43 protein-coding genes are annotated in these 24,449 nt (G+C 70.9%); 39 read left to right on the top strand and 4 right to left on the bottom strand.

All coding sequences use genetic code 11. The annotated features are described in order from the left end of the window. The first annotated feature begins 330 nt into the window (after positions 1–330). Positions 331–714, top strand: coding sequence for a VOC family protein (locus AC0B61_RS26580; protein ID WP_471743316.1), 384 nt, complete (start codon positions 331–333; stop codon positions 712–714). 124 nt (positions 715–838) lie between these two features. Here AC0B61_RS26580 and AC0B61_RS26575 read toward each other — a convergent pair whose 3' ends face one another. Both AC0B61_RS26575 and AC0B61_RS26570 read right to left on the bottom strand, forming a co-directional pair. After that, positions 839–3,556 carry a ligand-binding sensor domain-containing protein gene (locus tag AC0B61_RS26575; RefSeq protein WP_471743315.1) on the bottom strand — a complete coding sequence of 906 codons (2,718 nt, stop codon included), beginning with the start codon at positions 3,554–3,556 and terminating at the stop codon, positions 839–841. Positions 3,557–3,921: 365 nt separating this feature from the next. Then, entirely contained in the window at positions 3,922–4,632 is a 711-nt protein-coding gene (locus AC0B61_RS26570; RefSeq protein ID WP_471743313.1) for a rhomboid-like protein, read from the bottom strand. Positions 4,633–5,121: 489 nt separating this feature from the next. On the opposite strand from AC0B61_RS26570, the gene AC0B61_RS26565 reads away from it, so the two are divergent. After that, entirely contained in the window at positions 5,122–6,576 is a 1,455-nt protein-coding gene (locus tag AC0B61_RS26565) for a recombinase family protein (RefSeq protein WP_471743311.1), read from the top strand. Here the strand turns inward: AC0B61_RS26565 and AC0B61_RS26560 are convergent. Both AC0B61_RS26560 and AC0B61_RS26555 read right to left on the bottom strand, forming a co-directional pair. After that, complete coding sequence (locus AC0B61_RS26560; RefSeq protein ID WP_471743309.1) at positions 6,573–6,944, bottom strand: hypothetical protein; 372 nt, start codon at positions 6,942–6,944, stop codon at positions 6,573–6,575. The genes AC0B61_RS26565 and AC0B61_RS26560 overlap by 4 nt on opposite strands. Positions 6,945–7,083: 139 nt before the next feature. Beyond that, positions 7,084–7,563: a helix-turn-helix domain-containing protein gene (locus tag AC0B61_RS26555; protein WP_471743308.1), complete on the bottom strand. Its 480-nt coding sequence runs from the start codon at positions 7,561–7,563 to the stop codon at positions 7,084–7,086. 234 nt (positions 7,564–7,797) lie between these two features. Between AC0B61_RS26555 and AC0B61_RS26550 the strand changes: the two genes are divergently transcribed. The 37 genes from AC0B61_RS26550 to AC0B61_RS26370 all read left to right on the top strand — a co-directional run bounded on the left by AC0B61_RS26550 (position 7,798) and on the right by AC0B61_RS26370 (position 24,448). Next, positions 7,798–8,019 (top strand): helix-turn-helix domain-containing protein, encoded by a 222-nt coding sequence (locus AC0B61_RS26550; RefSeq protein WP_471743306.1) that lies wholly within the window; start codon positions 7,798–7,800, stop codon positions 8,017–8,019. Continuing rightward, positions 8,016–8,195, top strand: coding sequence for a hypothetical protein (locus tag AC0B61_RS26545; RefSeq protein WP_471743304.1), 180 nt, complete (start codon positions 8,016–8,018; stop codon positions 8,193–8,195). Before AC0B61_RS26550 ends, AC0B61_RS26545 begins: the two co-directional genes overlap by 4 nt. A gap of 90 nt (positions 8,196–8,285) precedes the next feature. Next, complete coding sequence (locus AC0B61_RS26540; protein ID WP_471743302.1) at positions 8,286–8,570, top strand: hypothetical protein; 285 nt, start codon at positions 8,286–8,288, stop codon at positions 8,568–8,570. After that, positions 8,567–8,740: a hypothetical protein gene (locus AC0B61_RS26535; protein WP_471743300.1), complete on the top strand. Its 174-nt coding sequence runs from the start codon at positions 8,567–8,569 to the stop codon at positions 8,738–8,740. Before AC0B61_RS26540 ends, AC0B61_RS26535 begins: the two co-directional genes overlap by 4 nt. Continuing rightward, on the top strand, positions 8,740–9,090 hold the full coding sequence (locus AC0B61_RS26530) for a hypothetical protein (RefSeq protein WP_471743298.1): 351 nt from the start codon (positions 8,740–8,742) through the stop codon (positions 9,088–9,090). The genes AC0B61_RS26535 and AC0B61_RS26530 overlap by 1 nt, the downstream gene beginning before the upstream one ends. Continuing rightward, positions 9,087–9,872 carry a PD-(D/E)XK nuclease family protein gene (locus AC0B61_RS26525; RefSeq protein ID WP_471743296.1) on the top strand — a complete coding sequence of 262 codons (786 nt, stop codon included), beginning with the start codon at positions 9,087–9,089 and terminating at the stop codon, positions 9,870–9,872. Before AC0B61_RS26530 ends, AC0B61_RS26525 begins: the two co-directional genes overlap by 4 nt. 176 nt (positions 9,873–10,048) lie before the next feature. Continuing rightward, positions 10,049–10,705 carry a hypothetical protein gene (locus AC0B61_RS26520; protein WP_471743294.1) on the top strand — a complete coding sequence of 219 codons (657 nt, stop codon included), beginning with the start codon at positions 10,049–10,051 and terminating at the stop codon, positions 10,703–10,705. Positions 10,706–10,852: 147 nt separating this feature from the next. Next, positions 10,853–13,282: a phage/plasmid primase, P4 family gene (locus AC0B61_RS26515; RefSeq protein WP_471743293.1), complete on the top strand. Its 2,430-nt coding sequence runs from the start codon at positions 10,853–10,855 to the stop codon at positions 13,280–13,282. A 265-nt stretch (positions 13,283–13,547) separates the two neighbouring features. Then, entirely contained in the window at positions 13,548–13,898 is a 351-nt protein-coding gene (locus AC0B61_RS26510; protein ID WP_471743292.1) for a hypothetical protein, read from the top strand. Beyond that, positions 13,895–14,248: a PDDEXK family nuclease gene (locus AC0B61_RS26505; RefSeq protein WP_471743290.1), complete on the top strand. Its 354-nt coding sequence runs from the start codon at positions 13,895–13,897 to the stop codon at positions 14,246–14,248. Before AC0B61_RS26510 ends, AC0B61_RS26505 begins: the two co-directional genes overlap by 4 nt. After that, entirely contained in the window at positions 14,245–14,544 is a 300-nt protein-coding gene (locus AC0B61_RS26500; RefSeq protein WP_471743288.1) for a WhiB family transcriptional regulator, read from the top strand. Before AC0B61_RS26505 ends, AC0B61_RS26500 begins: the two co-directional genes overlap by 4 nt. A 136-nt stretch (positions 14,545–14,680) precedes the next feature. Next, entirely contained in the window at positions 14,681–15,427 is a 747-nt protein-coding gene (locus tag AC0B61_RS26495; RefSeq protein WP_471743286.1) for a DNA-methyltransferase, read from the top strand. Positions 15,428–15,489: 62 nt separating this feature from the next. Beyond that, positions 15,490–15,693: a hypothetical protein gene (locus AC0B61_RS26490; RefSeq protein ID WP_471743284.1), complete on the top strand. Its 204-nt coding sequence runs from the start codon at positions 15,490–15,492 to the stop codon at positions 15,691–15,693. A 13-nt stretch (positions 15,694–15,706) separates the two neighbouring features. Next, on the top strand, positions 15,707–15,949 hold the full coding sequence (locus tag AC0B61_RS26485; protein WP_471743282.1) for a hypothetical protein: 243 nt from the start codon (positions 15,707–15,709) through the stop codon (positions 15,947–15,949). After that, positions 15,946–16,254 (top strand): hypothetical protein, encoded by a 309-nt coding sequence (locus tag AC0B61_RS26480; RefSeq protein WP_471743281.1) that lies wholly within the window; start codon positions 15,946–15,948, stop codon positions 16,252–16,254. Before AC0B61_RS26485 ends, AC0B61_RS26480 begins: the two co-directional genes overlap by 4 nt. A 61-nt stretch (positions 16,255–16,315) precedes the next feature. Next, entirely contained in the window at positions 16,316–16,531 is a 216-nt protein-coding gene (locus tag AC0B61_RS26475; RefSeq protein ID WP_471743279.1) for a hypothetical protein, read from the top strand. Between the two features lie 54 nt (positions 16,532–16,585). Then, the gene (locus AC0B61_RS26470) at positions 16,586–16,864 is read left to right on the top strand and encodes a hypothetical protein (protein ID WP_471743277.1); all 279 of its coding nucleotides are present in this window, start codon (positions 16,586–16,588) and stop codon (positions 16,862–16,864) included. Between the two features lie 88 nt (positions 16,865–16,952). After that, positions 16,953–17,138, top strand: a complete 186-nt coding sequence (locus tag AC0B61_RS26465; RefSeq protein WP_471743275.1) for a hypothetical protein — start codon at positions 16,953–16,955, stop codon at positions 17,136–17,138. After that, positions 17,135–17,287 carry a hypothetical protein gene (locus AC0B61_RS26460; protein WP_471743273.1) on the top strand — a complete coding sequence of 51 codons (153 nt, stop codon included), beginning with the start codon at positions 17,135–17,137 and terminating at the stop codon, positions 17,285–17,287. Before AC0B61_RS26465 ends, AC0B61_RS26460 begins: the two co-directional genes overlap by 4 nt. Then, a complete protein-coding gene (locus AC0B61_RS26455; protein WP_471743271.1) occupies positions 17,284–17,799 on the top strand; it encodes a hypothetical protein in 516 nt (171 codons plus the stop codon). The genes AC0B61_RS26460 and AC0B61_RS26455 overlap by 4 nt, the downstream gene beginning before the upstream one ends. After that, a complete protein-coding gene (locus AC0B61_RS26450) occupies positions 17,796–17,942 on the top strand; it encodes a hypothetical protein (RefSeq protein ID WP_471743269.1) in 147 nt (48 codons plus the stop codon). Before AC0B61_RS26455 ends, AC0B61_RS26450 begins: the two co-directional genes overlap by 4 nt. Positions 17,943–17,960: 18 nt before the next feature. Continuing rightward, positions 17,961–18,572, top strand: coding sequence for a hypothetical protein (locus AC0B61_RS26445; RefSeq protein WP_471743268.1), 612 nt, complete (start codon positions 17,961–17,963; stop codon positions 18,570–18,572). Between the two features lie 54 nt (positions 18,573–18,626). Further along, positions 18,627–18,845, top strand: a complete 219-nt coding sequence (locus AC0B61_RS26440) for a hypothetical protein (protein WP_471743267.1) — start codon at positions 18,627–18,629, stop codon at positions 18,843–18,845. 94 nt (positions 18,846–18,939) lie between these two features. Next, positions 18,940–20,001 (top strand): hypothetical protein, encoded by a 1,062-nt coding sequence (locus AC0B61_RS26435; RefSeq protein ID WP_471743265.1) that lies wholly within the window; start codon positions 18,940–18,942, stop codon positions 19,999–20,001. A gap of 3 nt (positions 20,002–20,004) precedes the next feature. After that, on the top strand, positions 20,005–20,157 hold the full coding sequence (locus AC0B61_RS26430; protein ID WP_471743263.1) for a hypothetical protein: 153 nt from the start codon (positions 20,005–20,007) through the stop codon (positions 20,155–20,157). An 11-nt stretch (positions 20,158–20,168) separates the two neighbouring features. Next, positions 20,169–20,327, top strand: a complete 159-nt coding sequence (locus AC0B61_RS26425) for a hypothetical protein (RefSeq protein ID WP_471743261.1) — start codon at positions 20,169–20,171, stop codon at positions 20,325–20,327. A gap of 1 nt (position 20,328) precedes the next feature. Continuing rightward, positions 20,329–20,490, top strand: a complete 162-nt coding sequence (locus AC0B61_RS26420) for a hypothetical protein (protein WP_471743260.1) — start codon at positions 20,329–20,331, stop codon at positions 20,488–20,490. A gap of 11 nt (positions 20,491–20,501) precedes the next feature. Next, entirely contained in the window at positions 20,502–20,825 is a 324-nt protein-coding gene (locus tag AC0B61_RS26415) for a hypothetical protein (RefSeq protein WP_471743258.1), read from the top strand. Next, the gene (locus tag AC0B61_RS26410) at positions 20,822–21,508 is read left to right on the top strand and encodes a hypothetical protein (RefSeq protein WP_471743256.1); all 687 of its coding nucleotides are present in this window, start codon (positions 20,822–20,824) and stop codon (positions 21,506–21,508) included. The genes AC0B61_RS26415 and AC0B61_RS26410 overlap by 4 nt, the downstream gene beginning before the upstream one ends. Next, positions 21,490–21,717: a hypothetical protein gene (locus AC0B61_RS26405; protein WP_471743255.1), complete on the top strand. Its 228-nt coding sequence runs from the start codon at positions 21,490–21,492 to the stop codon at positions 21,715–21,717. The genes AC0B61_RS26410 and AC0B61_RS26405 overlap by 19 nt, the downstream gene beginning before the upstream one ends. A 177-nt stretch (positions 21,718–21,894) precedes the next feature. Then, on the top strand, positions 21,895–22,086 hold the full coding sequence (locus tag AC0B61_RS26400; RefSeq protein ID WP_471743253.1) for a hypothetical protein: 192 nt from the start codon (positions 21,895–21,897) through the stop codon (positions 22,084–22,086). A gap of 86 nt (positions 22,087–22,172) precedes the next feature. Continuing rightward, positions 22,173–22,307, top strand: a complete 135-nt coding sequence (locus AC0B61_RS26395; RefSeq protein WP_471743251.1) for a hypothetical protein — start codon at positions 22,173–22,175, stop codon at positions 22,305–22,307. Between the two features lie 57 nt (positions 22,308–22,364). After that, entirely contained in the window at positions 22,365–22,550 is a 186-nt protein-coding gene (locus tag AC0B61_RS26390; RefSeq protein ID WP_471743249.1) for a hypothetical protein, read from the top strand. Further along, a complete protein-coding gene (locus AC0B61_RS26385) occupies positions 22,547–23,050 on the top strand; it encodes a DUF6221 family protein (RefSeq protein WP_471743247.1) in 504 nt (167 codons plus the stop codon). Before AC0B61_RS26390 ends, AC0B61_RS26385 begins: the two co-directional genes overlap by 4 nt. A 120-nt stretch (positions 23,051–23,170) precedes the next feature. Continuing rightward, positions 23,171–23,368: a MerR family transcriptional regulator gene (locus AC0B61_RS26380; protein WP_471743245.1), complete on the top strand. Its 198-nt coding sequence runs from the start codon at positions 23,171–23,173 to the stop codon at positions 23,366–23,368. Positions 23,369–23,668: 300 nt separating this feature from the next. Beyond that, entirely contained in the window at positions 23,669–23,797 is a 129-nt protein-coding gene (locus AC0B61_RS26375; protein ID WP_471743417.1) for an HNH endonuclease, read from the top strand. Positions 23,798–23,968: 171 nt separating this feature from the next. Then, positions 23,969–24,448: a phage terminase small subunit P27 family gene (locus tag AC0B61_RS26370; protein WP_471743243.1), complete on the top strand. Its 480-nt coding sequence runs from the start codon at positions 23,969–23,971 to the stop codon at positions 24,446–24,448. Position 24,449 lies beyond the last annotated feature (1 nt).

The following is a 24,449-nucleotide window of genomic DNA, read 5'->3' as shown; positions in this document are numbered from 1 at the left end:
GGGCCTGCCGAAGGCCCAGGCCACCGCCCCCGGCCCGGGCCGTGCGGATGCTCGGGTGACCGCAGGGCAGGAGATAAACCGGTTGCGAACCGACTACTGCGCGTGAAAGCGTACGAACCACCCTGCAGGACCTCGTTGCCCGAGCGCCGCTGCCTCCGGCCGGTCCGACCCGCTCCGCGCCGCCCGCGCCGGCGAGGTCACCTCGCTCTGGAGGCTCGCGGCCGCATAACGCCCAGCCACCTGCCGCACACGCCATGGAGCCTCTGCGCCCACCCGTGGGCACATCCGCCGCGAGGTACCTAGCCTGGAAGCAGAAGGAGGCGAATCACCATGCTGGGAGACGCACCGGTGCTGGCCATGATTCCCGCCGCCGATCTGGCGCGGGCCAGGGCTTTCTACACCGACACCCTGGGCCTGAAGCTCGTCGAGGAGACGCCCGAGGACCTCACGTTCGAGAGCGGCGGCACCCTGTTCGGGATGTACGAGACACCGAGCGGGGGCCAGGCCGCGCATACCCTGGCCAGCTTCAAGGTGGCCGACCTCGACGGCGAGATGTCGGCGCTGCGAGCCCGCGGCGTCACGTTCGAGGAGTACGACTTCCCGGGCCTGAAGACCGACAACGGCATCGCCGAGGGCAGTGACGGCCTGCGGGCGGCCTGGTTCAAGGACAGCGAGGGCAACATCCTCTGCGTGGCCGAGCGGCCCACCACCTAGCAAGCCGATCGACCGTCGACGCCGGTGCCCGGCCCGCTCGCGGTGAGCGGCCCGGGCACCGGCGGGTCGACCGGACGTCGACCGGCACCAGCCGGTCGTCAGCCGATCAATCCTCCGTCCGGTCTCAGCCGTCCGTCTCGTCGTGGCGGCCGTGCCCGAGGCGACGCAGGTCGAAGGACCAGATGCCGCGCCCGAAGGTGGCGGCGTAGAGCTTGCCGTCCGGGCCGATCTTCAGCTGCTGCACCGCGGTGGTGGGCAGGTTGCGGCCGAGGAGGCGCCAGTCGGTGTCCCCGGGCGCGCGGTAGAAGGCGGCGAGGTCGGTGCCGAGGGCCAGGCCGCCGTTCGGCAGGATCTTCACGGAGGTGGCGGGGACGTCGGGCAGGTCGGCCGAGATGTCGGTCCAGGTGGCGCCGCCGTCGCGGGTCTCGAAGACGTGCCCGACACCTGCCCCGGGGCCTTCGGTCCACGTGCGCGAGAAGCCGTTGAAGGAGACGACGACGTGCTGGGCGTCGTTCCCGTCCACCGCGAAGGAGGAGATGTAGCGGTTCGGCAGGGTGCCGTCGACGGGCAGGTCGAGCTGGTGCCAGCCGGTCCCGTCGGTCTTGCCGACCGCGATGCCTCGGCTGAAGCCGACGTTGTTGCAGGGGCCGCACCAGCCCGCGTACACGGTGCCGTCGACCGTCGCCACCGCCGTGGCGACGTGGCCGGCACCGAGGTCGTAGGCGGAGGTCCACTCGCTGCCGCTGCGGATCGCGTAGCCCTTGTGCTGGACCCAGACGTGCCGGCCGCCGGCGATCCAGGTGTTGCCGTCCTTGGGGTCGCTGGTGATCGGCGCGATGAAGCGGGCCCCGGCGCCACCGAGGTCCTTGTCCGGCGGGGCGACCTCGTACGAGGTGGCCTTGCTCGGGTCCTTCGTCCAGCTGCCGTTGTTGACGGCGCAGTTCTGGGTGACCCACATGTCGAGGTAGACGTACTCCTCGGCGAGGTTGCAGCCGTTGGCCGGGTCCATGAGGGTGTCGGCGCCGTCGCCGCCGAAGTTCGAGCCCATCACCTTGTCGTGGGCGCGCAGGATGGACTGGCCGTTGTCCTGCAGGCCGCCGCTGACGATCACGCCCCGGCCAGAGCGGTCCGCCGGGTCCTTGCCGATGCCCACGGAGTAGTACTGCAGGGTGTCGATGGTGCCGTCGTTGAGCGGCGTCCAGTCCTTGGCGTGGCCGTAGGCGTCCAACTGACCGTTGTCCGGGCGCCGGTAGATGCCGCCGTCGTTGCCGACGTAGACGGTGGCCTTGCCCTGGTAGCTGCCGAAGGCGACGGCGTGCTGGTCGGAGTGGGTGGTCTGCGAGCAGTCGCCGGTCTGCCTGGCCGGGTCGATGCTCCAGCACGGGAAGCCGTTGTTCCAGTACGGCCCGACGGTGGCCCACTTGGCGCCGCCGTCGGTGGTCTCGAAGACCTCTTCGAGGCCCGCGTAGACGTGGTCCGGGTCGGCCGGGTCGACCTGGAGGAACTGGTTGTACCAGGCCTGGATGCCGGGCTGGTAGCCGGCGTCCTGGAGGGCGGAGCCGGAGTTCTTCAGCTTGTCCTTGTCGGCGACCAGCGTCCACGGGCCGAACGGCGAGCCGGTCTTGGAGACGTAGATGCCCTTGAGTCCGGTGTCCGGGTCGGTCGCCATGACCTTCGGGGACTGGTCGATCGCGTAGTAGCGCGAACCGTCCGCCGAGCGGGCGAAGGTCACGTTGCCGACGTCCGAGGCGTCGCTCGGCAGGTCGCCGAGCGAGCCGACGCGCTGCCAGGTGCCGTCCGCGGCCTTGCTGTAGAAGCCGTTGTAGGTGTCGCCGCCGCGCCAGCCGACCGCGAGGACGACCTTGGACGGGTCCTTGGGGTCGATCGCGATGTCGTTGGCGATGTTCTTGTACGGCGCGGCCGGATCGGCTGCCTTCGAGCCCCCGGGGAGGTACTCCGGGTTGGGCGCGAACTCCAGCGCCCACGGGCCCGAGAGGTCCGTCGTGGAGTGGCTCCACACGCCACGGCTGGTGGCTGCCCACACCTTGCCGCCGCCGAAGCGAAGCGCGTGGATGATCGTCGATTCCAGTTCGGCTCCGCCGACCCGGTTCCGGGGCTGGAACTCGCCGTGCTTGGGGTCGGCGAGCACGTACACGCCGGTGCCGACGTAGGAGGTGGCGCCGGTGTTGGACTCGCCGGTGGCGTACCAGAGCCGGCCGCCCTCGTCGAGGTTCAGGGTGCCGGTGGACAGGGTGGGCAGTTTGTCGGCGATCGGATCCCAGTGCCCGCCGCCGGTGCGCGAGCGGAAGACCCCGCCGTTGGCGCCGCCCGCGTAGACGTAGCCGTCGTTGTCGGCCGCGACGCCGGTGATCCGGCCCGTCACCAGGCCGGCGCCGCCGCTGGAGTTGGAGTTGACGTCGCGGTAGCGCGGGTCGTCGGAGTTGTACGGCTTGTCCGTGACGTGGCCCCAGCTGCCGCTGGTCCGGGGCATGGACTGCAGCTGCGCCCAGGCCGCGCTGTAGGCGCCCGGCGCGACCACGCCGGGGGCGGTGCGCGCCTCGGTGTACTGCGCGGTGCCCTCGGCGGCGTTCTCCACCTCGCCGCCGCCGTCCCCGGCCTCCGTCTCGGCCCGCGGGCTGAGGCTCGGGGCGGCGGTCGTCGCGCCGGCGGCGTTCCGGACCTTCTGGGCGTGCTTGTTCCCGATGTCCGCCTGGTGCCGCACCTGCCAGGGCTGCGGCTCCGGGGGTGCGGGCGGCGCGGCGAGCGCCTGGGTGGTGGTCAATCCGAAAGCGGTGAGCGTGACGGCGCTCAGCAGCAGCCGTCGTCGTTGCCTGGTGGGCACGGTTGCGGTCCTCCCCTGCGGCCGGTCGGCGCGGTCGCGCGGACTCGGCGGAACAGGGGCACAGCCTGGTGGCCCGCTTCGCCCGGGGGGAAGGCCCAGGATGGTAAGAACTCGTTAATGCCCTTACGGTTTCGAACAGTTGGCATTCACCGAATTCCGCGGACCGGCACCGAACGGCCCTCGCTCGACTCACGGCGCACCCTGTTCGGCGTCTCCGGCGCCCCGGACCAGCAGCTACGGCAAGCGCTGTACGGCGCGGGGGCAGGACTGATCCAGCCGATCCCGCCGACGGCCCGGCCGACCCCGCCGATCCAGCCGACCCGGCCGGCCCCGCTCATCCGCCCGGTCCGGCCGTTCCCCGCCGGTCACCGCCCGCGCACCCGGCGCCGGCCCGTCCGCACGAAGGCGACCGGGTCGAAGGAACCCGGGCGGTCCCGGGTCACCGGGTAGCAGGCGAACCCGATCAGCGCCGCACTGAAGTGGCCGATGCTCGTGTAGTCCCGGCTCTGCTGGACGCCCAGGCCGTAGACGACCAGCACCCCGGCCGCGTAGAGGTACCGCCAGGGCCGCACGATCAGGTAGGTGAGCACGGCGGCGACTCCGGCGAGCGCGTAGCTGACGCCGTAGTCCAGGGTGTAGACGGCCCTCGGCGAGGCCAGCCCGCGGTGGATCGCCCAGCCGAGCACGCCCTCGCTGAGGTAGGTCGCGCCGACGTGCGCGAGCATCGCCACCGAGATCCAGCGCAGGGTGCCCAGCCAGCGCTCGGCGGGCACGTGGAGGAGGTTGTAGAGGAGGAAGTAGGTCGGCCAGCCGCCGCCGGCGATCCACAGCGCGCTGGTCACGAGGACGCGGACCGGCGAGACCTGCAGGTGGTGGAGGTTGGTCGAGCGCCGTTCCAGGATGCGGTCGGCGGTCGCCTGGTCGACGTGCCGGATCACCTGGGTGGTCACGAACAGGATCGCCAGCCAGGTGTAGGTGCCGGGGGCGCGCCGGACGTAGGCCCACACCGCACGGGCGGTGCGCGACCACCAGGGCCGCGGGTGCGCCTCCGGGCCCGGGGCGGTGCTGCCGGCCATCGACGCCTCCTCGACGCTCCTTCTCCTCACCCTGGCCCGGCCCCGGCGCGACCCGCCGCCGCGGCGACCCGTACGGGTGATCCGGGCCTCTCCTGCCCCTTGACGGCGGCCCCGGCGATCCCCCTTCGCTGACGTACGCTGGCGACCTGACCATCCCGGCCGCTGACCCGCCCGGTCACGACCTCGTCGGCCACGCACCGGGCGTGCCGGTACCGGGAACCGCAGAGCAAGGGCAGCAGGCACGATGAGCGACCGCCTCGGGACGAGGACACCGACCGGCCCCACCGCCTCCCGGCACCCGGCGCTGAGAGTCGCGGGCCGCCTGCCGCTCACCACGGCGTACGTCCTCCTGCTGACCGTGACGGCCGCCTGGCTCGCCGGCCAGGGCCACGCCGGGCGCGCCAGGTTCGTCCGGCACAACAGCAGCAACGTCCACCACATGCAGGTGGAGACATGTACCAGCACACGCTATGGGGCTAACCTGGGGAAATGCATCCCGACGATGTCTCGGCCCGCCCTCTGAAGGCGTTTCTCTACGCTCGCAACTCTCGCGGCGGCAAGAGCGTCAAGAGCCAGATGATCGAGAACCGTCGCGAGTGCGACGGCCGCGGGTGGGAGGTTGTCGGCGAGTTCGTGGACACCAACCGCTCGGCCTCGCGATACGCGCGGAAGGTCCGCGAGAACTTCGAGGCCATGGTCGAACGCGTCCACCAGGGCGAGGCCGACGTGATCGTCACATGGGAGTCCTCGCGGCTCCAGCGTGATCTCGAGGTGTACATCCGGATCCGCCGACTCTGCATGGAGGCCGGCGTGCTGTGGGCCTACGGCGGCGACGTGTACGACATGCGTCGGCGGCAGGACCGTAAGAGGACCGCACAGGATGCCGTCGCCAGCGAGGACGAGGTCGACGTCATCCGCGACCGGAACCTGCGGACGGCCCGACTTAACGCTGAGGCGGGCACCCCGCATGGTCGCACCCCAGTGGGGTACACCCGCCGCTACGACCCCGAGACCGGCGACCTCGTCGAGCAGGTCCCGGACCCCAAGTGGGCGCCGATCGTCCAGAGGATCTTCGCCGAGTTTGTTGCCGGCGCCTCCCCTTACAGCATCGCCCGCCGCCTCAACGCCGACGGCATCCTCACATCGACCGGCGTCCAGTGGCGCGACGGCGGCATCCTCGCGATCCTGCAGCGGCCCACCTACGCCGGCCTCAGGGTGTTCCAGGGTGAGATCGTGGGCAAGGCCACCTGGGATCCGATCATCACGAATCTCGTTTGGCGGCAGGCCGTCGCAATCCTGACCGCCTCGGATCGGTCGCGGTGGCTCGACAACAGCGTCGTCCACCTGCTCGTTGGGATCGCCCGCTGTGGCGTCTGCAGCGGCCCTTTGCGGGCCGTGGACAGCCCGGAAGGGCTTAAGTACGGCTGCCGCCTCAAGTTCTGTGTCGGCATCAAGGCCGAGGTAATGCAGGCTTACGTCGAGCATCGACTGCTGCACTGGCTCGGGTCGCCCGAGGCCGCGGCGGCATTCCTCGACCCAGCGCGTGAGGCCGACGCTGAGGACGCGATCGCGCTGGTCGCGGAGTTGGCGGCCGAGCTGGGCACGGCCCGCGCAGCGGCCAAGGCCGGCGACTTGAGCGTCGCGGGCCTGATCGCGGTCGAGGCGGGGCTGCTGCCCCGGCTGGCCGAGGCTCGGGCCGCCGCAGAGGCGTTCACCGTTGCCTCGCCGCTGCTCGTCCGCCTGATGGGCCGTGACGACGCCGAGGCGCGGGAGGAGACGATGACATTGGAGCAGCGGTGGGAGGCGCTGACATTGGAGCAGCAGAGGTCGGTGCTGCGGGAGACCGCGACGATTACGCTGAACAGGGCAGCCCACAGGGGAGACAACACCCTGCGGCCGGGCCGGATCGTGATGACGCTCGGCCCGAAGGGAGCCGCTGCCTAGTCGTCGGACGCTGCGAGCGCCGCGTCATCCATCGGCTGGCGCACAGGCAGGCGGAGCACCGTGCCAGCCTGCGGCACGGGGGGTTGGTTAAGCATGCCGGAGGCCTCCATCTTGAGGGCCACCGCGATGGCTCGCTTCTGGATGGAGAACCGCTCCTCTTCAAGAGCCTGGTAAAGGGCTCGACGCTCACGCTCCAGCATGTCCTGCGCGGCCCGTCGGCCGCGGGTCAGTTCGGAGCGCATGCGTTCGCGCTCAGACGCAACAACGGCCTGAGCAGCAATGGCGAGATCCCGCTCTTCGGCAAGCGCGGCGCGCTCTACGGCGGTGTCACGTAGAGCGCGGAGAACGACCTGCACGCAGATCGCCATGGAGGACACGATGAGAAGAGCTGACCCGGATATAGCCGCCCCTGCCTGGCCAGTTACGCTACCCGCCCCCATGGCAACGAGCCCGGTCGCCGCACCGACCGACGCTGCCATCTGACTGACCTGCACGTCCACCACACCCCTACGCCTCAGCCGCTGTACCCCCGTTGCCGCCATCGCGCTCCGCTGCCCTGTCGCGCCTCAACCGGTCAACCATGGCGAGGAACATTTGCCGGTTTACCGGGTCGGTGATGCCGAGCTCGTCGGCGGCTTCGTCGGGGGTGATGGGTCGTGATCGTACAGCGTTATCCGGCCATCCGGGCAGAGATTCGGATGGAACGATTCCACCTTCAACCATCAGCTCTCGGAGGGGCACGCGCAGTGCGCGGGCTAGGCCTTCGTAGCTGGCAGGGTCGAGCGCTCGGGTGCCGGCCAGCACCCGGCTGATGGTCGTCAGGCTGATTCCGGAGTCACGCGCGAGTTCAGTTTTGCCACCACCGCGGGGCGAGACGACGTCGTAACCGGCACGGAGTGCCGCGGCTCGCACATAGGCAGCGAAGCGATGCAGATCGCTGGTGGCGCGCACGCCGGGGCGGCGCGGCGGCGGGTTGTTGGCGTCCATGCTACGGAGGTTAGCGTGCTTGCTGGCACGCCGTCGCATGCTTGCCAGGTGGCAATTTAGCTGGTCAGCCGTTTTCGGTCAGGTTCCCGCCAACCATCTGCACTGCTGGACATACGTTCGATTGGTGATCTGCGCAAACTCACGCCCTTACGTGCTTGCTAGCAAGCACGTAAGGGCGTAATGTACTTGCCAGCAAGCAAGCAGTACCCCTGACATACCGGGAGGTGACACCACGTGTCCAGCACCACGTACCGGTTCGACACTGAGCGCTTCGTCGAGGCCGCCGCCCGCATGGGCGACACCAGCGGATACGCCATCGCACGCCGCACCGGGCTCACCCAGAGCGCCGTGTCCCGCATCCTGGCCGGCCGCCGACAGCCGACGCTCACGTCGGCCGCACTCATGGCCCGGACCTACTCCACCCCGCTCGACGACCTCGTCGGCATCGCCGCATGACCCGCGAACAGCGTGAACGCATCCTCGGCCCCGCCGGCATCGCGCTCGTCGAGCGAGACGCCCAGGCCGACCAGCCGCCGGACGCGGTGCAGATCGCCCGGCTCCGCGCGATCTTCGCCGGATCTGTCCGAAAGCCGTCGTGCCCCAGTGCGACGCCCGGACGCGCCGCCGCCTGACCCCTCAAACGGGTCGGGCCGCCCCACGGCTCCTACACCAGGGCGGCCCTGGCCCACCGATCAACACCAACGCACGGAAGGAGGCGGGCCATGAGCCAGCCTACCGTCGTCTCCGACATCACCGCCGTCCTCGGCGTCACCGAGGTCATCATCGAGGACACCCGTCTGTGGGTGTCGCAAGGGCAGACCCCGGCCGGCAGCTACTGGACAATCTTCCGGTCCGCCGACAACCGGCTCGCCGGCGTCGTCGCCGAGCACGACGGCCTGTACGAGGCCGTCATCGGCCAGAGCGTCACCCCCGCCGCCACCGCGCAGGACGCCGCGCGGCTGATCGTCGCCTCGCTGCACCACGCCACCCCCAAGGGCGCCGAGTGATCGCCGACCAGACCCGCTGCGCGGAGTGCGGGCTGCCGCGCCGCGATCACATCAAGGGCTGGATGCCCGGCCCCGGCTGGCACACCTTCAAGGCGCCCACCGCCGAGCAGGCCTTGCGTCGCCACCTCGCCCGCTTTCCCCGCCAGCGCACTGCCACCGAGGAGTCCTGATGCGTATCACCTCCCTGTTCCGCCGCAGCCCCGAGGCGCCCGACCAGGCCGCCGCGATCCGTCTCCTGCAGGTCGAGCGCTGCCGCGACCGCGAGCACATCGTCCACCTGGAGTCGATGCTCCGCGTCGAGGCCAGCCGCGCACAGAAGGCCGAGCAGGCGCTCGACGAGTTCCGTCGTGGCATCCGCGACGGACACGCCCAGGCCGTCGCCGACAACGGCCGCCTGCGCCGCGAGAACGAACTGCTGCGCAAGGACCGCGACAGCGCCCTCGACCAGCTCGACAAGGCGCTCGGCTACGACGAGAAGACGTTGGCCGCCATCAACGCCGGCGCGAAGGCGGCGGCGTGATCGCCACCGGCAACGACGAGCAGAGCCGCCAGATCGCCGAGCTGATCGGGCAGTTCATCGTCAACGCCGCGAACCACTCGCCGCGGTCGCTGCAGACCGCGATCGGGCCGTCCGAAATCGGCGAGCCGTGCGAACGCAAGCTCAGCTACAAGATCCTCGCGTGGCCGACTGTAGCTGTCGACCGCGAGCCGATCGCCCCGGTCATCGGCACCGGCTTCCACTCCTGGATGGAAGAGCAGTTCACGGCCCGGAACACGGCCGGCCGCTACAAGATCGAGGAGAAGGTCACTGTCCGGGACAGTCCGATCGAGACGGCCCGCATCCGTGGCTCGAGCGACCTGTACGACCGCACGACCTGCACCAACTACGACTGGAAGCTCGTCGGGAAGTCCTCGCTGGAGAAGTACAAGCGCCACGGCCCCGGCCCGCAGTACCGGGTCCAGGCCCACCTCTACGGCCTCGGTCAGGAGAACGCCGGCGAGACCCCGAAGCGCGTCGCGATCGTCTTCGTGGCCCGCTACCACGAGCTGATCATCCACGTGTGGTCCGAGCCCTACGACCGGAAGGCCGCCCTCGACGCCCTCGACAGGCTCGACCGGATCCGCCAGCGCCTCCTCGACCTCGATGTCGAGGCCAACCCGGCCGCCTGGCAGCACATGCCAATCGCCGACGACGCCAAGTGCCGTTTCTGCGACTGGCTTCTGCCCGGCTCGACGGACCTGTCGAAGGGCTGCCCCGGCATCCAGTCCGGCCGCACCGGCTACGAGGGGCTGCTGCCGTGACTGACCACCAGCAGCCGAGGTGCCGCAACTGCGGCCACCCGGCCTTCCTCAAGGGAAGCCGGCACTTGCTGCCGAGCCAGTGGCGTCACCGCTGCCTCGTCACCGGATGCCTGTGCGGCCCCGAGAACTGCCGCCCCGAACAGGGCGGGAACGCAACCAGCAAGGAGAGCAACCGCATGAGCACCCCCAGCGCCGACGACTTCCTCATGGGAGGTGGTGGCTCGCCCACCGCCAAGTTCGGCGCCCGCGGCGTCACTGTCGGCGGCCGCATCACCGAGCCGCCCTCCGTGCAGCAGCAGCGCGACATCCAGACCGGCGAGCCGAAGTTCTGGAGCGACGGCAACCCGATGATGCAGCTCGTCGTCACCGTCCAGACCGATCGCCGCGACCCGGCCATCCCCGACGACGACGGCCGACGCCGCCTGTTCGTCAAGGGCCAGATGAAGCAGGCCGTCCAGGACGCGGTGAAGGCATCCGGCGCCCGCGGCCTGGAGGTCGGCGGCCACCTGTCCGTCACGTACACGCACGACGGTGAGGCCAAGCAGCGCGGCTTCTCCCCGCCGAAGCAATACCGCGCCGAATACTCCCCGGCCGTCTCCGCTGAATTGCACACCCCGGACCCGTACTCGGCCCCGGCCACAGGCGGATTCACCCCCGAGCAGTGGGCCGGCATCGCCGCCCAGACGTCCACCCCGCCGCCCGTGCCCACGCCCATCCCTGGCCTCACTGCCGAGCAGATCGCCGCCGCGCAGGCCAACCCTGCCACGGCCGCTCTGCTCGCCCAACTGCAGGGCCAGCAGGCCGCCGAGCCCCCGCAGACGCCGCCGTTCTGATCTACCCCGCGGACCCGCCCGCCGCCGCTGGCCACCACGCGGCGTCGGGCGGCACCACCAGCCCGACCGGATCCAGCCGGCGCCCCGCGTGCAACGCCGGGGCGGGCGCCAGCAACAGCACCAGCCCCGCCGACCGAGGAGACCGCATTGAGCACCACGCCACCGCCGGACACGCTCCAAGCAGCGCTCGCCTGGCACGCCGCCGGCGCCAGCGTCGTCCGCGTGGCGCTCGACGGCACGAAGCGCCCCCTCGGCGACTGGAAGGCGTCGCAGTCCGTCCGCGCCAGCGAAGACCAGCTCCGCGCCTGGTTCGCCGACGGGCACCCGGGCATCGGCGTCGTCATGGGCGCCGTGTCCGGCGGCCTGGAGATGCTGGAGTTCGAGGGCCGCGCCGTGGAGGAGGGACTGCACCAGCAGTTCGACGAGATCGCCGAAGCATCCGGCCTCGGTGGCGTGTGGGACGACATCAAGGCGGGCTACTGCGAGCGCACCCCGTCCGGCGGCTACCACCTGATCTACCGCGTTGCCGACGGACCCGTGCTCGGCAACACCAAGCTCGCCCGCACCACTGACAAGACCATCCAGATCGAGACCCGCGGCGAAGGCGGCCAGAGCGTCGTCGCTCCCTCGCACGGCACCGCACACCCCACCGGCCTGCCATGGGCCATGCTCGCCGGCGGACCAGCCACCATCGCCACCATCGACGCCGGCCACCGCGACGCTCTCTTCGTCATCGCCCGCATGCTCGACCAGACACCCGCCGCCGAACCGGCGCCAGTCCCCGCCCAGCGTCCGGCCCGTCAGTACGACGACAGCGGAGTCTCGCCCGGCGACGACTTCGAGGCCCGCACCGCGTGGGCCGACATCCTCACCCCGCACGGCTGGACCCACGCCTTCACTCGCGGCCACACCTCCTACTGGCGGCGCCCCGGCAAGCACCTCGGCGTCTCCGCCACCACCGGCCACGACCCGACGCGCGACCGCCTCTACGTCTTCACCTCCAGCAGCGAGTTCCAGCCCGAGACCCCGTACACCAAGTTCGGCGCGTACGCCCTCCTCGAACACCGCGGCGACCACTCCGCCGCCGCCCGGGAACTCCGGCGCCGCGGGTTCGGCAGCCGCAGTGCCGAACCAGTTCGCCACCTCACCGCCGTTCCCGCCCCGGCCGCCACACCGACGCCCCCTGTCGACGGCACCGCCGCCCTGCAGATCACCGAACCGAAGCCCCAACCTGCTGCCACGTGGCCCGAGTCATTCACCGACGACGGCAACGCCGTCCTCTTTGCCGACCGCCACCACGCCAACCTCCGCTACGTGCCCGAACGTGGCATGTGGATGCGCTGGGACACCTACCGGTGGACCTGGGACGACCTCGGCGTCACCGTCGAACTCGCCCGCCAGATGATCCGCAACCTCGACCCCGACGAGTTCCGAGCCGACGAAGACCTGCTGAAAGCGGCCCGCCGCCACCGCACCAAATCCCTCTCCAAGGGCGCCGTCTTCGCCCTCCTCGGACTCGCCCAATCCGACCAGCGCATCGCCATCTCCGCCACCCGCCTCGACGCGGCCCCCCGCCACCTCAACACCCCTGGCGGCATCGTCGACCTCGCCACCGGCCAGTTGCACCCCGCCGACCCGGCCGCACTCCACAGCCGCGCCACCACCGTCACCCCCAACCGCAACATGCCCACACCGCGCTGGAACGCCTTCCTCGCCGACTCGTTCAACCACGACACCGAACTCGCCGGCTTCCTCCAGCGCCTCTGCGGCTACTCCGCCTCCGCCGACACCGGCACCCACGTCCTGCCGTTCCTCTTCGGCGCCGGACAGAACGGCAAGTCAGTGCTGATGGACGTTCTCCAGCAACTCCTCGGCGACTACGCGGCGCCAGCGCCCGCCGGCTTCCTCATGGTTGGCCGACAGGAACATTCCGAAGAACTCGCCCGGCTCCAAGGCCTGCGGCTCGTCGTCGCCTCCGAGGTCAACCAGGACGCCCGATTCGACGAGGCAAAGATGAAGGAACTGACTGGTGGCGACCCCATCACCGCCCGGTACATGCACCGAGGTTTCTTCACCTTCCAGCCCACCCACCACCTGTGGCTGATGGCCAACCACCAGCCCCGAGTGAAGGGCGGCGGCAACAGCTTCTGGCGCCGACTGCGACTCGTCCCGTTCACGCAGGTCGTCCCCGAAGAAAAGAAGATCACCAACCTGGCGCGCCTCCTCGTCGAGGAGGAAGGAGCCGGCATCCTCGCCTGGATCATCGATGGGGCCGTCCAGTACTTCGCCAAAGGCCTCGCCGAGCCTGCCTCCGTCAAGGCCGCCACCGCAGCCTACGCGGCCGAGGAAGACCACATCGGCCGCTTCATCGAGGAACGCTGCACCCTCAATCCCGCCAGTCGCGTCGAGGCCGGCACCCTGCGGGCCCTGTACGAGACGTGGTGCCAGACCGAGGGCGAGACCCCCCTCGACGCCCGCATGCTCGGCCGGGAACTCAAGGCCCGAGGGGTGCACCGCAAGCCGTCCAACGGCCGCTACTTCTACATCGGAATCGCCCTCGGCTCGGGAGGGCAGTGACCATGGTCAGTGCCGTTACCAGTGCCGTCAGTGCCGTTGGCAGTGCCCCAAAAGTGCCGTTGAAAAATGCCAATTTCGGCAGCTCAGAGCGCGTAAGTGCCATCAGTGCCATTGATTTCCCACACTGCGAGTCATACGCGCATACGCGCACGCGCAGAAGGGTTAACCCCGGCAGTAGGGCACTGATGGCACTCCACCAAGCCAAAAGACCGCCTGACCTGCGGAAACGATCAGTGCCGTTGATGGCACTGGCAACGGCACTGTCGTGACCGGCCGCCAGATCCCCGCGTGGCTCGCCGACCGCAACTCGACCACCGATCGAGCCACGGTCCAGCGGTGCCGCACCTGCGGCCGGCAGGTGATCCGGGCTCTCGTCGGCCGCATCGGAGCCATCGACGTCCGTGCCGACCCGAAGCCGATCAGTCCCGCCGAGGAGATCGCCGCCCGGCTGACAGGCCGCTGGACCTACTGCCTCTCGATCCGCCCGCACCTGCCGCCCAGGCTCCTCGACCGCCACCAGTGGCACATCACCTCCGGCCGCTGCACCCACACCGTCGTCGCCGCCCACCACTGCCCCGGCCGCCCGGCCAAACCGATCCAGGAGACATTGCTTTGAGCGCCAACAAGGACAAGGGGTCCGCCTGGGAGCGGGCCATCGTCACCTTCCTCCGCTCCACCGCGTGGCCGGCCGCCGAGCGACGCCTCGCCGGCTCCGCCCAGGACCGCGGCGACATCGCCGGCATTCGCGGCGTCGTCATTGAGGCGAAGAACACCCGCCGCCTCGAACTCGCCGAGTGGATCGCCGAGGCCGAGGTCGAGCGCGTCCACGACGGCGCCTGGCTTGGCGTCGTCTGGCACAAGCGCCGCGGCAAGGCATCCGCCGCCGACGGCTACGTCACCATGTCCGGCCAGCAGTTCGCCCGCCTGCTCGCGATGGCGACCAACACCGTCGAGGTGCCGAGGTGACGCGCGGGCTCGATGTGGACGGCCGTGTGCCGTGCCAGGACCGGCCGGAGCTGTTCGGCCCGTCCGACGGCGAGCGGGGCCCGGCTCGGCGTCGGCGCGTCCTTGAGGCGCGGCTGGTGTGCGGCGGGTGCCCGGTGCGACTTGCGTGCCGCGACCTCGGCCGGGACCTCCAGGAGCACGACGTGTGGGGCGGCGAGGACGACACCTATCGCGCCCAGGCCGGTGCCCCGCCCCGGCGCCGTTCCCCCAGCAACGCCCAACTTCGCGGACACCGCTCCACCCGACCCGCCGCCTGAGGAGACCACCCGATGAGTCCCCAGCCCCAGCCCACCCCCAGCGACCCGCAGACGCCCGCCTGACGGCCGAACAGCACCGCACCGGACCACCAGCCCAACCGACGCCCGAACGGGCGTCAGTGCCCCGAGGAGCACCGTGCCCCAGCCCTACTACCAAGACGACCAAGTCACCATCTACCACGGCGACAACCGCGACATCCTCCCCGCCCTCGGACTGCAGGCCGACCTCATCGTCACCGACCCGCCCTACGGCGAGACCTCCCTCGAATGGGACCGGTGGCCCGATGGATGGCCCACCCTCGTCGCCGGTGCCGCCCGGTCGATGTGGTGCTTCGGCAGCATGCGCATGTTCCTCGACCAGCGAGCCGACTTCGACACCGCCGGCTGGAAGCTCAGCCAAGACGTCATCTGGGAGAAGCCCAACGGAACCGGCTTTGCCACCGACCGGTTCCGCCGAGTCCACGAGTTCGCCCTGCACTGGTACCGCGGCCCGTGGCACGACATCCACCACGACACACCCACCGAAGGGATTCGCGGCCCAGCCAAGACAGCCCTGCGGACTGCGCAGCCGACCCACACCGGCAGCATCGGTTCCGCGCTCTACGTGGATGACGGCACCCGCCTCATCCGGTCCGTGGTCCGCGCCGCCAACATGCACGGCAAGGCGCTTCACCCGACCGAGAAGCCCATAGGCGTCCTCGATCCGCTGATCCGCTACGGATGCCCTGCGGGCGGCACGGTCCTCGACCTGTTCGCCGGCAGCGGGAGCACGCTCGACGCCGCCCGTCAAGCTGGCCGCCGCGCCATCGGCATCGAGGCCGACGAACGGTACTGCGAAGCCGCGGCCCTGCGTCTCTCCCAGGCCACTCTGCCCGCCGCCTGACCCACCCCCCGGGCGGCCGGCACCCGCCAGCCCGCCACACACACCCACCACGGAGACCCGCCATGGACCAGCCCACCGACCACGACCCCGACACCTGCATGGGCATCTGCTGCGGCACCTGCGCCCGCTGCGGCCGCCAGTTCGACCCCGACGACACCCGGCACGACGGGCACGCCCGCCACGCCCACAGCGACTACTGCCGGTCCTGCGTGGACCGCTGCCACGACAACGAGTCCGCCGACCACCGCTGCGTCATCTGCGCCTGAGAGAGGAACCTCCATGACCACCACCGCCCGAGACGACCTCCTCGCCGAACTCCTCCACGGCGAGGACCTCTACAGCCCCGAGTACGCCGACGCCCGCGCCCGCTTGGAGCGCATGCTCGACGACCACGCCATCGAGATCCTGGCCAACGCCCACGCCCGGGTGGCCGCGCTGCCGACCGCCAACGACGGCCAGATGATCGGCTGCAGCCGCACGCAGATCCTCGACGCGATCATCGCCGCCGGGGGCGACCGGTGACCGACACCCCGAGCCGCTGGACCCGCTACCCCACCGTCGAAGCCAAGTTCGACGCACTCATCGAACAGGTCGACGGCGGACACCTCCGCTGGACCGGCCCGACCAACGGCGGCTGGCCGCTCCTGAAACACAACGGCCACAAATGGCCCGTCGTCACCATCGCCTACCGACGCCACCACGGCCACGACCCACGCGGCACCGTCCGACCCGGTTGCGGCTACCCGCACTGCCTCAACGGCGCCCACCTCGACGACACACCTACGCGAGCCGCCCACCGGGCCGCGTACGCCGCGATCGGCCTCTGACACCCCCTTGACGCCCGACGCCGCCCGCAACCCGCGGGCGGCCCCAACCAAGGAGACCGCCATGAGCAAGATCGACGTCGACCAGATCCAGTGGACTCTCATCCACACCGAGGACTGGGGCGGCGGGCCCGAGCACACCTACCGCGCCGACAACGTCGAGCACGCCGGCTGCGGCGGCGACGTCCACCTCATCCACCTTCACGACGCCATGGGCGGCCTCCTCGGCGCCCACTCGAAGTGCGCCGAGTGCGGCGAGAACCTCACCCCCGACGCCTGACCCGCCCCGGCCTGCCGTCACCCGGCGGCAGGCCCCCACCCTGAGGAGCACACCATGCCGAACCGCAAGACCACCCCCGAACGCGCCTACGAGGCATACGGCGCCGTCACCAACAACCGGAACTTCCAGGGCAACCCGATGCCCAAGTGGGCCGATCTCCCCCCGATCATCCGAGGCGCCTGGGCCAACGCCGCGGCCTGCGCGATGAGCGACACGGTCATTGAACTCGCCGAACGCATGGCCGAACTGGACGGGCCGCTGCCGGTTGACGACACCAGCGACGTCGACCAGATCCGCGACGCGCTCTACCAGCTCCTCAGCGACCAAGCGTGACCGTCAGCCCCTGGCTGGTCCTGGCCGGCGCCCTCCTCGGCGCCGGCCTCACCGCCACCCTCTACGCCCTCCACCCCCGGAGACGCACATGACCACCTGGATCACCCTCGCCACCTGCGGACCCGCCGCCATCGTCGCCATCTGCTGGGCCAACCGCATCAACCGCGAATGGACCACCGCAGCCCACGAAACCGACGTACTCGCCGACCTCGAAGGCCAGTTCACCGCCGCCGACCAGTTCGCGGAGCTGATCGCCCAACTGGAGCGCCAGTGACCACCGAGCACACGCCCCGCCCCGGCCCCACCTGGGAAACCACCGCCGCCCGCACCGAGGTGGTCGTCCCCGACGACGCGCCCGCCCCTCGTCCCAACCGCGCCACCCGCCGAGCCCTCGCCCGAGCCAAGAGGAAGGCCGCCCGATGACCCCCACCGCCGCCCAGCTCGACCACCTCATCGGCCACACCGCCAACCGCCCGCTCACCCCCGACGAGCACGCCGCCCTTCGCGCCGGCATACGGCAGCTCCGCGCCAGCCTCGGCGGAACCGGCGCCGCCCTCCGCAACGCCCCCTCCGGAGCCCACTATCGGCAGCTCCAGCAGCACCTGGCCGCGGCCGAGAAGGAGCTGAGCCAGTGGCGCCGGCACGGCCGCCGCGCCGACCGTTACCGCGCCGCCTGGCTGTCCGCCCGCCGCCGCGCCAACGACACCCGCACCAGCCACGAGGCCTACGAAGCCGCCACCGAACGCTGGGCCAACGACCTCGCCCGCCTCGGCCACGACCAGCTGACCCGCGCCGAGCAGGCCGAGGCCCGCATCGCCGCCGTCCGGGCACTCGCCGACGAGCTGGACACCGCCGAGGCGTACGGCGGCCTGGCCGACGGCTACCAGAACGCCGCAGACCGAATCCGCGCGGCCCTCAACGGCGCCCGGCCGTGACCTGTCCCGACGACGAGTGGGACGGCTGGGACGACCAGGCCCTCCTCGACGGGCTCGACCCAGACCAGTGGGAACCCCTCCCGCCGCCCCGCCCCATCCGCGACGCGATCCGCGACCTCGCCGACTACCAGCCCACCCGCTGAACCGCACCGGAGACCCTGATGCTCGACTTCGCCACCGGCGCCCGCCTCGCCCGTGAACTGCGCGAGATCCCCCTGCTCGCCGCCTGGGCCCAGCTCTCCGTCCAGCCCGGCGCCGGCCGCCAAGGGGCCCGCGTCTCCGGCGCCACCCGCACCCCGCCCGCGCCCCTCGTCATGCACGTCGCCTCCTACCTCGGACCCGCCTGCCCCGGCGACGTCCACGACCCCTACGGCGACCAGGACGGCATCGTGCCCCTCGTCGGCACCCTCGCCGCCTGGGCCCGCATCCACGTCGAGGAAGGCGACCTTGGCGAGCCCGCGTCCGGCCGACTCGACGACCTCCTCGCCTACCTCCGCCGGCGCGACGTCCTCGCCTGGTCCGTACTGCAGCTGTGGGCCGACGAGTACGCGGCCGAGATCCACGACGCCTGGCGCACGCTCGACACCCTCGCCGCCGTCCGCCCCCGCCGGCGCGCGCTGCAGCTGCCGTGCCCGCGGTGCGGACTCCTGTCGCTCTCCCAGCAGGACGGCCAGGACGCCCAGTGCGGCAACGACAACTGCCTCGCCGTCCTGCGGCCCGACGACGTCGCCTGGCGCATCGAGCAGTACCTGGCCGTCCTCGGCGCGGCGTGATGGTTCGTCACGAAGCGCTTGCCATCTAACCCCGGGTTAGATAATCTCTAGGAGATGGAAACGCCACCCTGGCGCGAACGGGTGCGAGTTGAGGACGAGTTGCTGGAACAGCTCGGCCACCAAGTCGTAGCCGCATCACAGCGCCGCTCAGCGGCCTTGGACGACGGCGTGGCGGAGCTCGGAAGCGTCTACAGAGTCGCCAAAGAGCTCGGCCGCTCCTGGCAGGCCATCGACAAGGCCATCAAGAAGCACCGGCCCGTAACAACCGCATAAGACAACAGGGCCCGGCCGGCTCCAACCGCGAGTGCTGGAACACCCGCGGACATCACCGCCGACCGGACCCCTGACCACAGGAGATAGCGCTCCCATGGCCAACACGCACCCTACCTTCCGGCGCGCCCGGCAGGTACAGCAGGAACGCACCGTTCCGCACACCATCGACGGCGTCACCGAGATGGTCACCGAGCGGTACACCACCGCCGTGCCCATCCCGCCCCGCGACTGGGACCGTCTCGTCCGCAGCGCCGTCACCGGAGCGACCGCCCTCACCGTCGCCGGCAGCATCGCCTGGTCCACCGCCAGCATCGGCGACCTCCTCGCCCGCACCGTCCACCCCGTCGTCGGCTACGGCGCGGCCGGAGTGTTCGACCTCGCGTGGATCAGCTGCATGGCCCTGGAGTGGCTCGCCCGCTACGACCGCCGCAAGGCCGCAGGCCCCCGCAAGGCCGGCCACCTCGCCCTCATCATCGCCATGGCCGCCGTCTGCGCCCACGGCGTCCTCCACGGCGGCCACGGTGCGATCGTCGTCGGCATCATCGGCGCCCTCGTCTCCGCCCTCGCCAAGGGCATGTGGACCATGGCGATGAAGCACTTCAGCGTCGAACTCGACGACCGCTCACAGCAGTGGGTCGAAGCCCGGTTCTCCGCCGCCCACGCCCGCCTCGCCACCGCCGCCGTCACCCGTGAACTCGCCCGGGTCGAAGGCGTCACGGCGGACATGCACGCCGCATACGAGCTGTCCGTCGTCGAGCCCGAGGCGACCGATGCTGACCGGGCCGCCGACTACGCCCGCAGCCTCATGCCCGGCGCCACCGACGACGAACTCACCGCCCAGCTGGCGGCCGCCGGACTGGTCACCCCGCCGGTCACCACCGTGCCGCACGATGACCACTACGGTGACCACTTGCATGACCACAGGATGACCACCGTGCCAGCCGGTCAGGCGGTACGCGAGACGGTCACTGCAGTGGTCACCCCGGACCCGGCCACGATGACCAGGTCCCAGCTGATCGCCGCCGCCCGGCGCCTCGACCGCGAGGCCCGCAAAGGGCGCTCGGCGCGGCCCGTCACCATCGGCACGCTCCAGCTGCAGCTCGGCCTCAGCCGCCGCGAGGCGACCGAGATTCGCCGCATCGTCGTCGGCGACTGACCCGTGCCCGCCGCCCTGCTCTGGGCGGTCCCCGCCGCACTGGCCTACGCCGGCCTCTACGCCGCCGCGGGAGACGACGCCCGCCTCACCCTGCGCCGCACCGGCGCCTGCGCCCTCATCGGCGCCCTCACACTCGCCCTCCTCGCCTGGAGATGACCATGGGCCTCATGTCCAAGCTCACCGGCGGCAAGACCGCCAGCAGCACCCCGACCGGCCGCACGCCGCGTGAACGCGCCCGCCGCGAACGCGAGATCCACAAGATCGACGCCGGCACCGACAAGTGGCTCAACCGAAGCTACGGCCTCGGCCCCAGGAAGGGCCGCTGACATGGCCGCCCCCTACGCCCTCGGCCCCTGGGCATGGCCCGTCGCCGTCCTGCTCCTCCTGATGCTCACCCCCAAGAGCGTCAAACGCGTCCTCGGAGCCTGGCTCCGCTGGCTCGGCCTCGCCATCGCCGTTCTGCTCCTCCTCCCGTACCTGTTCAGCTGAAAGGCCCCGCCATGAAGCAGCAGCTCGCCGCCGCCATCGACACCGCCGCCCAGTACCAGCTCGCCGTCCCCGAACAGGCCCCCAACGTCGAGGTGTCCGGCGCCCAGGGCGGAGCGTTCATCATCGGCATCATCATCGCCGCCGTCCTCATCACGAAGTGGCGCTCGAAGACCGGCGGCCTCAGCGACGAGGCCAAGAAAGCCGTCATCGCCACCGTCGTCATGACCGTCTGCCTCTACGGCGGCAGCGGCATCGTCGGATCCCTCCTCGGCCAGATCAAGAGCACCGCCAACCAGACCGGCACCACCATCCAGCAGACCAGCGTCGGCCGATGACCATCCAGCGCCGGGCCGCGACCAGGCTGTACAGCGGATCGGCCGAGGTCACCCGGCGCCTCGGCCGATGGGCAGCAGGAACCCACCTCGGCATCAAGATCGGCGGGGGATACCTCCTCTGGAAGGCCGCGCCGGGCCTTCTCGACGCCGCCCACCACCAGCCACTCATCCCCACCGGCGCCGCCGCCCTATGGACGTGGGCTGCATGGAAGGCCGGCGCCCCCACGACCGCCAAGCAGACAACCGACGAGCCGGACGCGACCGAAGCGACCGAGCCCGAAGAGGTCGATGAGAGCGCCGAGTTCCTCACCCTCCTCCACGAGCTGATGCCCGGCACCGAGCCGGGCAAGGACGACCGCATCCACCTCGCCCAGATCGCCCAGGAGTGGACCGGAACCCCCGCCGACACTGCCCCCGTCCGGGCCCTCCTCGCCGAGGCCGGCATCACCCCCACCGCCTGCCGCGTCCCCGGCCGCGGCTCCAGCACCGGCATCTACCGGCGCGATCTGCCCCCACTCCCCTGCCCCTCTCGACAGCCCCTCCCGGCCGTTGTTGGCGGCTCTGACCAGCAACAACAACAGCAACAACGCTCGGAGGCCGCTGCCCAGACGGGGTTCTGGCCCAAGCCTGACCCCACCGATCCCGACCGCTCCACCATCCTCGAATGGGAGAACGCATCGTGACCGCTATCCACACCCTCAGCGCCGATACCGTCCTGACCCGGGCCGAGTACGACGACCTCACCTGCTGCGGCTGGCCCGTGCGCGTCGCCCACGCCACCGACACCCTGCCCATCCCCGGGGCCGTGTGCGAGACCTGCTGGTGCACCGTCACCTCGACCCCCGGATACGGGTCCGCCAGTATCCGCCCCTGCCCCGCCCACGCCCACTGATCGCCGACCTGAGAGGACACCGAACCGTGACCATCGACCAGCAACTCGACGCGGACGAGCGTCGCCGCCTCGTCGACGAGATCCGCAAGACCCGCCGAGAGATCACCCGGCTGTACAACCTCCTGCCGGCCTGACCACGCCACAGTCAACGACCAACAACAACCAAGGAGAACCCAAATGAGCACCCAGCGCTACGAGGCCCAGGTCGACATCCGTACGACGTCCGGCGAGCAGGTCACCGTCTGCGCCGACGGCGTCGGCCCCGCCGGGGTCAGCGGCAACCAGCTCCTGTCCGGAGTCGAGGCCGCCGCCCAGGCTCAGTACCCCGGCGCCACCATCGAGGCCTCCCGCGTCCGCACGGCCAACTGACCTCGCCCCGGGGCGGCCGCACCGCCTGCCAGCAAGCCGGCCGCCCCGGGCCCTCCACCACCCAACAGAGCAGGGAGACCGCCATCATGGCCTACGCCAACGGGACCGGACAGCAGCCCCAGCCGCAGCCCGAACCGCGCGTCGAGCAGCGCGGCCCCGGCAGCAGCTACTGGCTCACCCCCGCCCCCGAGCCCCAGCCCCAGCCGCAAACCGAGAGCTGACCAACCCGCCCGCCCCAGGAGCTACCCGGGGCGGGCGGACCCGCGAGAGGATGAGACATGAGCCACCGTCCATACCCCAGCACAGGCCGGGCTCTCAAGCAGCTCGGCCGACACGCGAAGCCCGCGCCGTACACCCTCCTCGACATCACCCTCGCCGCGGCGGCGGCCGGCCTCAAGGTCAACCTCGGCCTCATCTTCGGCCACCCCGCGCAGCCCGACATGCAAACCGGCGGAAGCCGGTGACCGCCGACCTGGTCGCGTTCCTCCGCGACCGCCTCGACGAGGACGAGCGGGCCGCGCGTGCTGCCGAGCAGGGGGACTGCGGAGGTCAGTGGTGGGCGACAGAGGACAAGTACCACGAAGACGGCAAAATCCGCCTGGTCTTGACGGCGAGCCCCCATAAACACGATCCCGACCCGATCTACTGGGGAGGCGCGAAGCGGATCGTCATTGGCGATAGCTCGCCAGCCCCGGCAGACGAGGCAAACCTTCGGCACATCGCCCGCCACGATCCGGCACGGGTGCAGGCCGAGGTCGACACCAAACGACGCATCGTTGCCGCGTATGAGCAAGCAGGCCAGGCCAAGTGGCCAGACGACCCCGACATGATCCTCACCGTCAAGCAGCGGATCACGAACCAAGCGATCGGCCGGGAGGAAGGGCTGATGACCGCTCTCCGCCTGCTCGCCCTGCCGTACGCCGGCCACCCCGACTACCGGCCCGAATGGGCGCCGGACGCCTGATCGACCATGCCGCTTGCACAAGATCAGCGGTTGTGTCACGCTGCTGCCAGCACTACACGTGCGCCCGCGTCACGAAGGGCCCGACTCCGGTCGGGCCCTTCCGCATTCCCTGGAGGTGGCGTGGACCCTCTACTTACCGGCCCCGAGTCCGCCCGCCTCGCCGGCGTCGACCCGTCAACCATCCGTCAGTGGCGCCGTCGCGGCCTCATACAGCCCGACGGCCTCGACGAACAGGGCCGCCCCCTGTACCTGCAGATGACCGTCGCACACGCTGAAGCCAAGACCCGCAAGCGGGCCGGTCGACAGCTCGCTGCCTGACCCGGCGGGGCAACGCAGGGGGAGGGGCAACGTGCGGGGTGCCACCCCCACGCCTCACCCTGGGGCACCATACCCAAGGAGGCAGACGTGCACAGACGCCAACGCCCCTGCCTCGACTGCCAGAGACTCACCCGCAACCCGAGCCGATGCGACGAACACCAAGCCGCATGGCAGGCCAGGCAGACCCAGCTACGAGGCAGCGCCACACAGCGCGGCTACGACAGCAGATGGCAGCGCGTGGCACGAGCAGCAGTAGCCCAGCACCGAGCCCAGCACGGCGACTGGTGCCCAGGCTGGCAGATGCCCGCACACCACAGCACCGACCTCACCGCAGACCACCGCGTCCCCCTCGCTCGTGGTGGAACCAGCGAGCCAGAGAACGTGTGTGTGCTGTGCCGCTCATGCAACAGTCGCAAGCGCGACCAGTGAGCAAGGGCTCGGCCGTCACGGTGCGTGATGGTCGTCGCTGTGGGCGAGGCCGACCGGGGGCGGGTCGAAAGTACGGAGCATGATCGTCTTCGGACCCGGCCCCCCAGCCCCCACACAGCGACGCGGAATTCGGCCCGTTTTTGACCTTGGTCGTCCTTGGGGGTGGAGGGCATGCCCGCAGGCCGACCCCCAACGCCCACAGAACGTAAGCGCCGCACCGGCAATCCGGGCAAGAGGCCGCTTCCCGAGCCGGTCGTGCAGCTCGCCGCAGTCGCCCACATCCCACCGCCGCCGGCCACTCTCGCCGACCGCGGACAGGCGGTGTGGGAACGGCTGTGGACCGCGGGCCAGGCATGGCTGTCGCCGACGACCGACCTGGACCTGCTCACCCGCCTCTGTGAGGCCCACGACGAGCGGGAGGCGATCCGAGACGCGATCGCCGAAGAGGGCTACATGGTCACCGGGTCCATGGGTCAGCGCCGGGCGAACCCGCTGCTGTCGGAACTGCGCTCGCTGGAAGCACAGATGACCCGCTACGAGTCGCTGTGCGGCTTCACCCCGACGGACAGGGCCCGGCTGGGCTATGCGGAGGTGAAGCGTGCCAGCAAGCTCGACGAGCTCCTCTCGCGCAGGCAGGCGCGCGCCCAGTAGC

Source organism: Kitasatospora sp. NPDC023385 (assembly GCF_055664045.1).
Note: the sequence above shows the minus strand (reverse complement) of the source record. Positions and strands in the feature narration are given on the sequence as shown.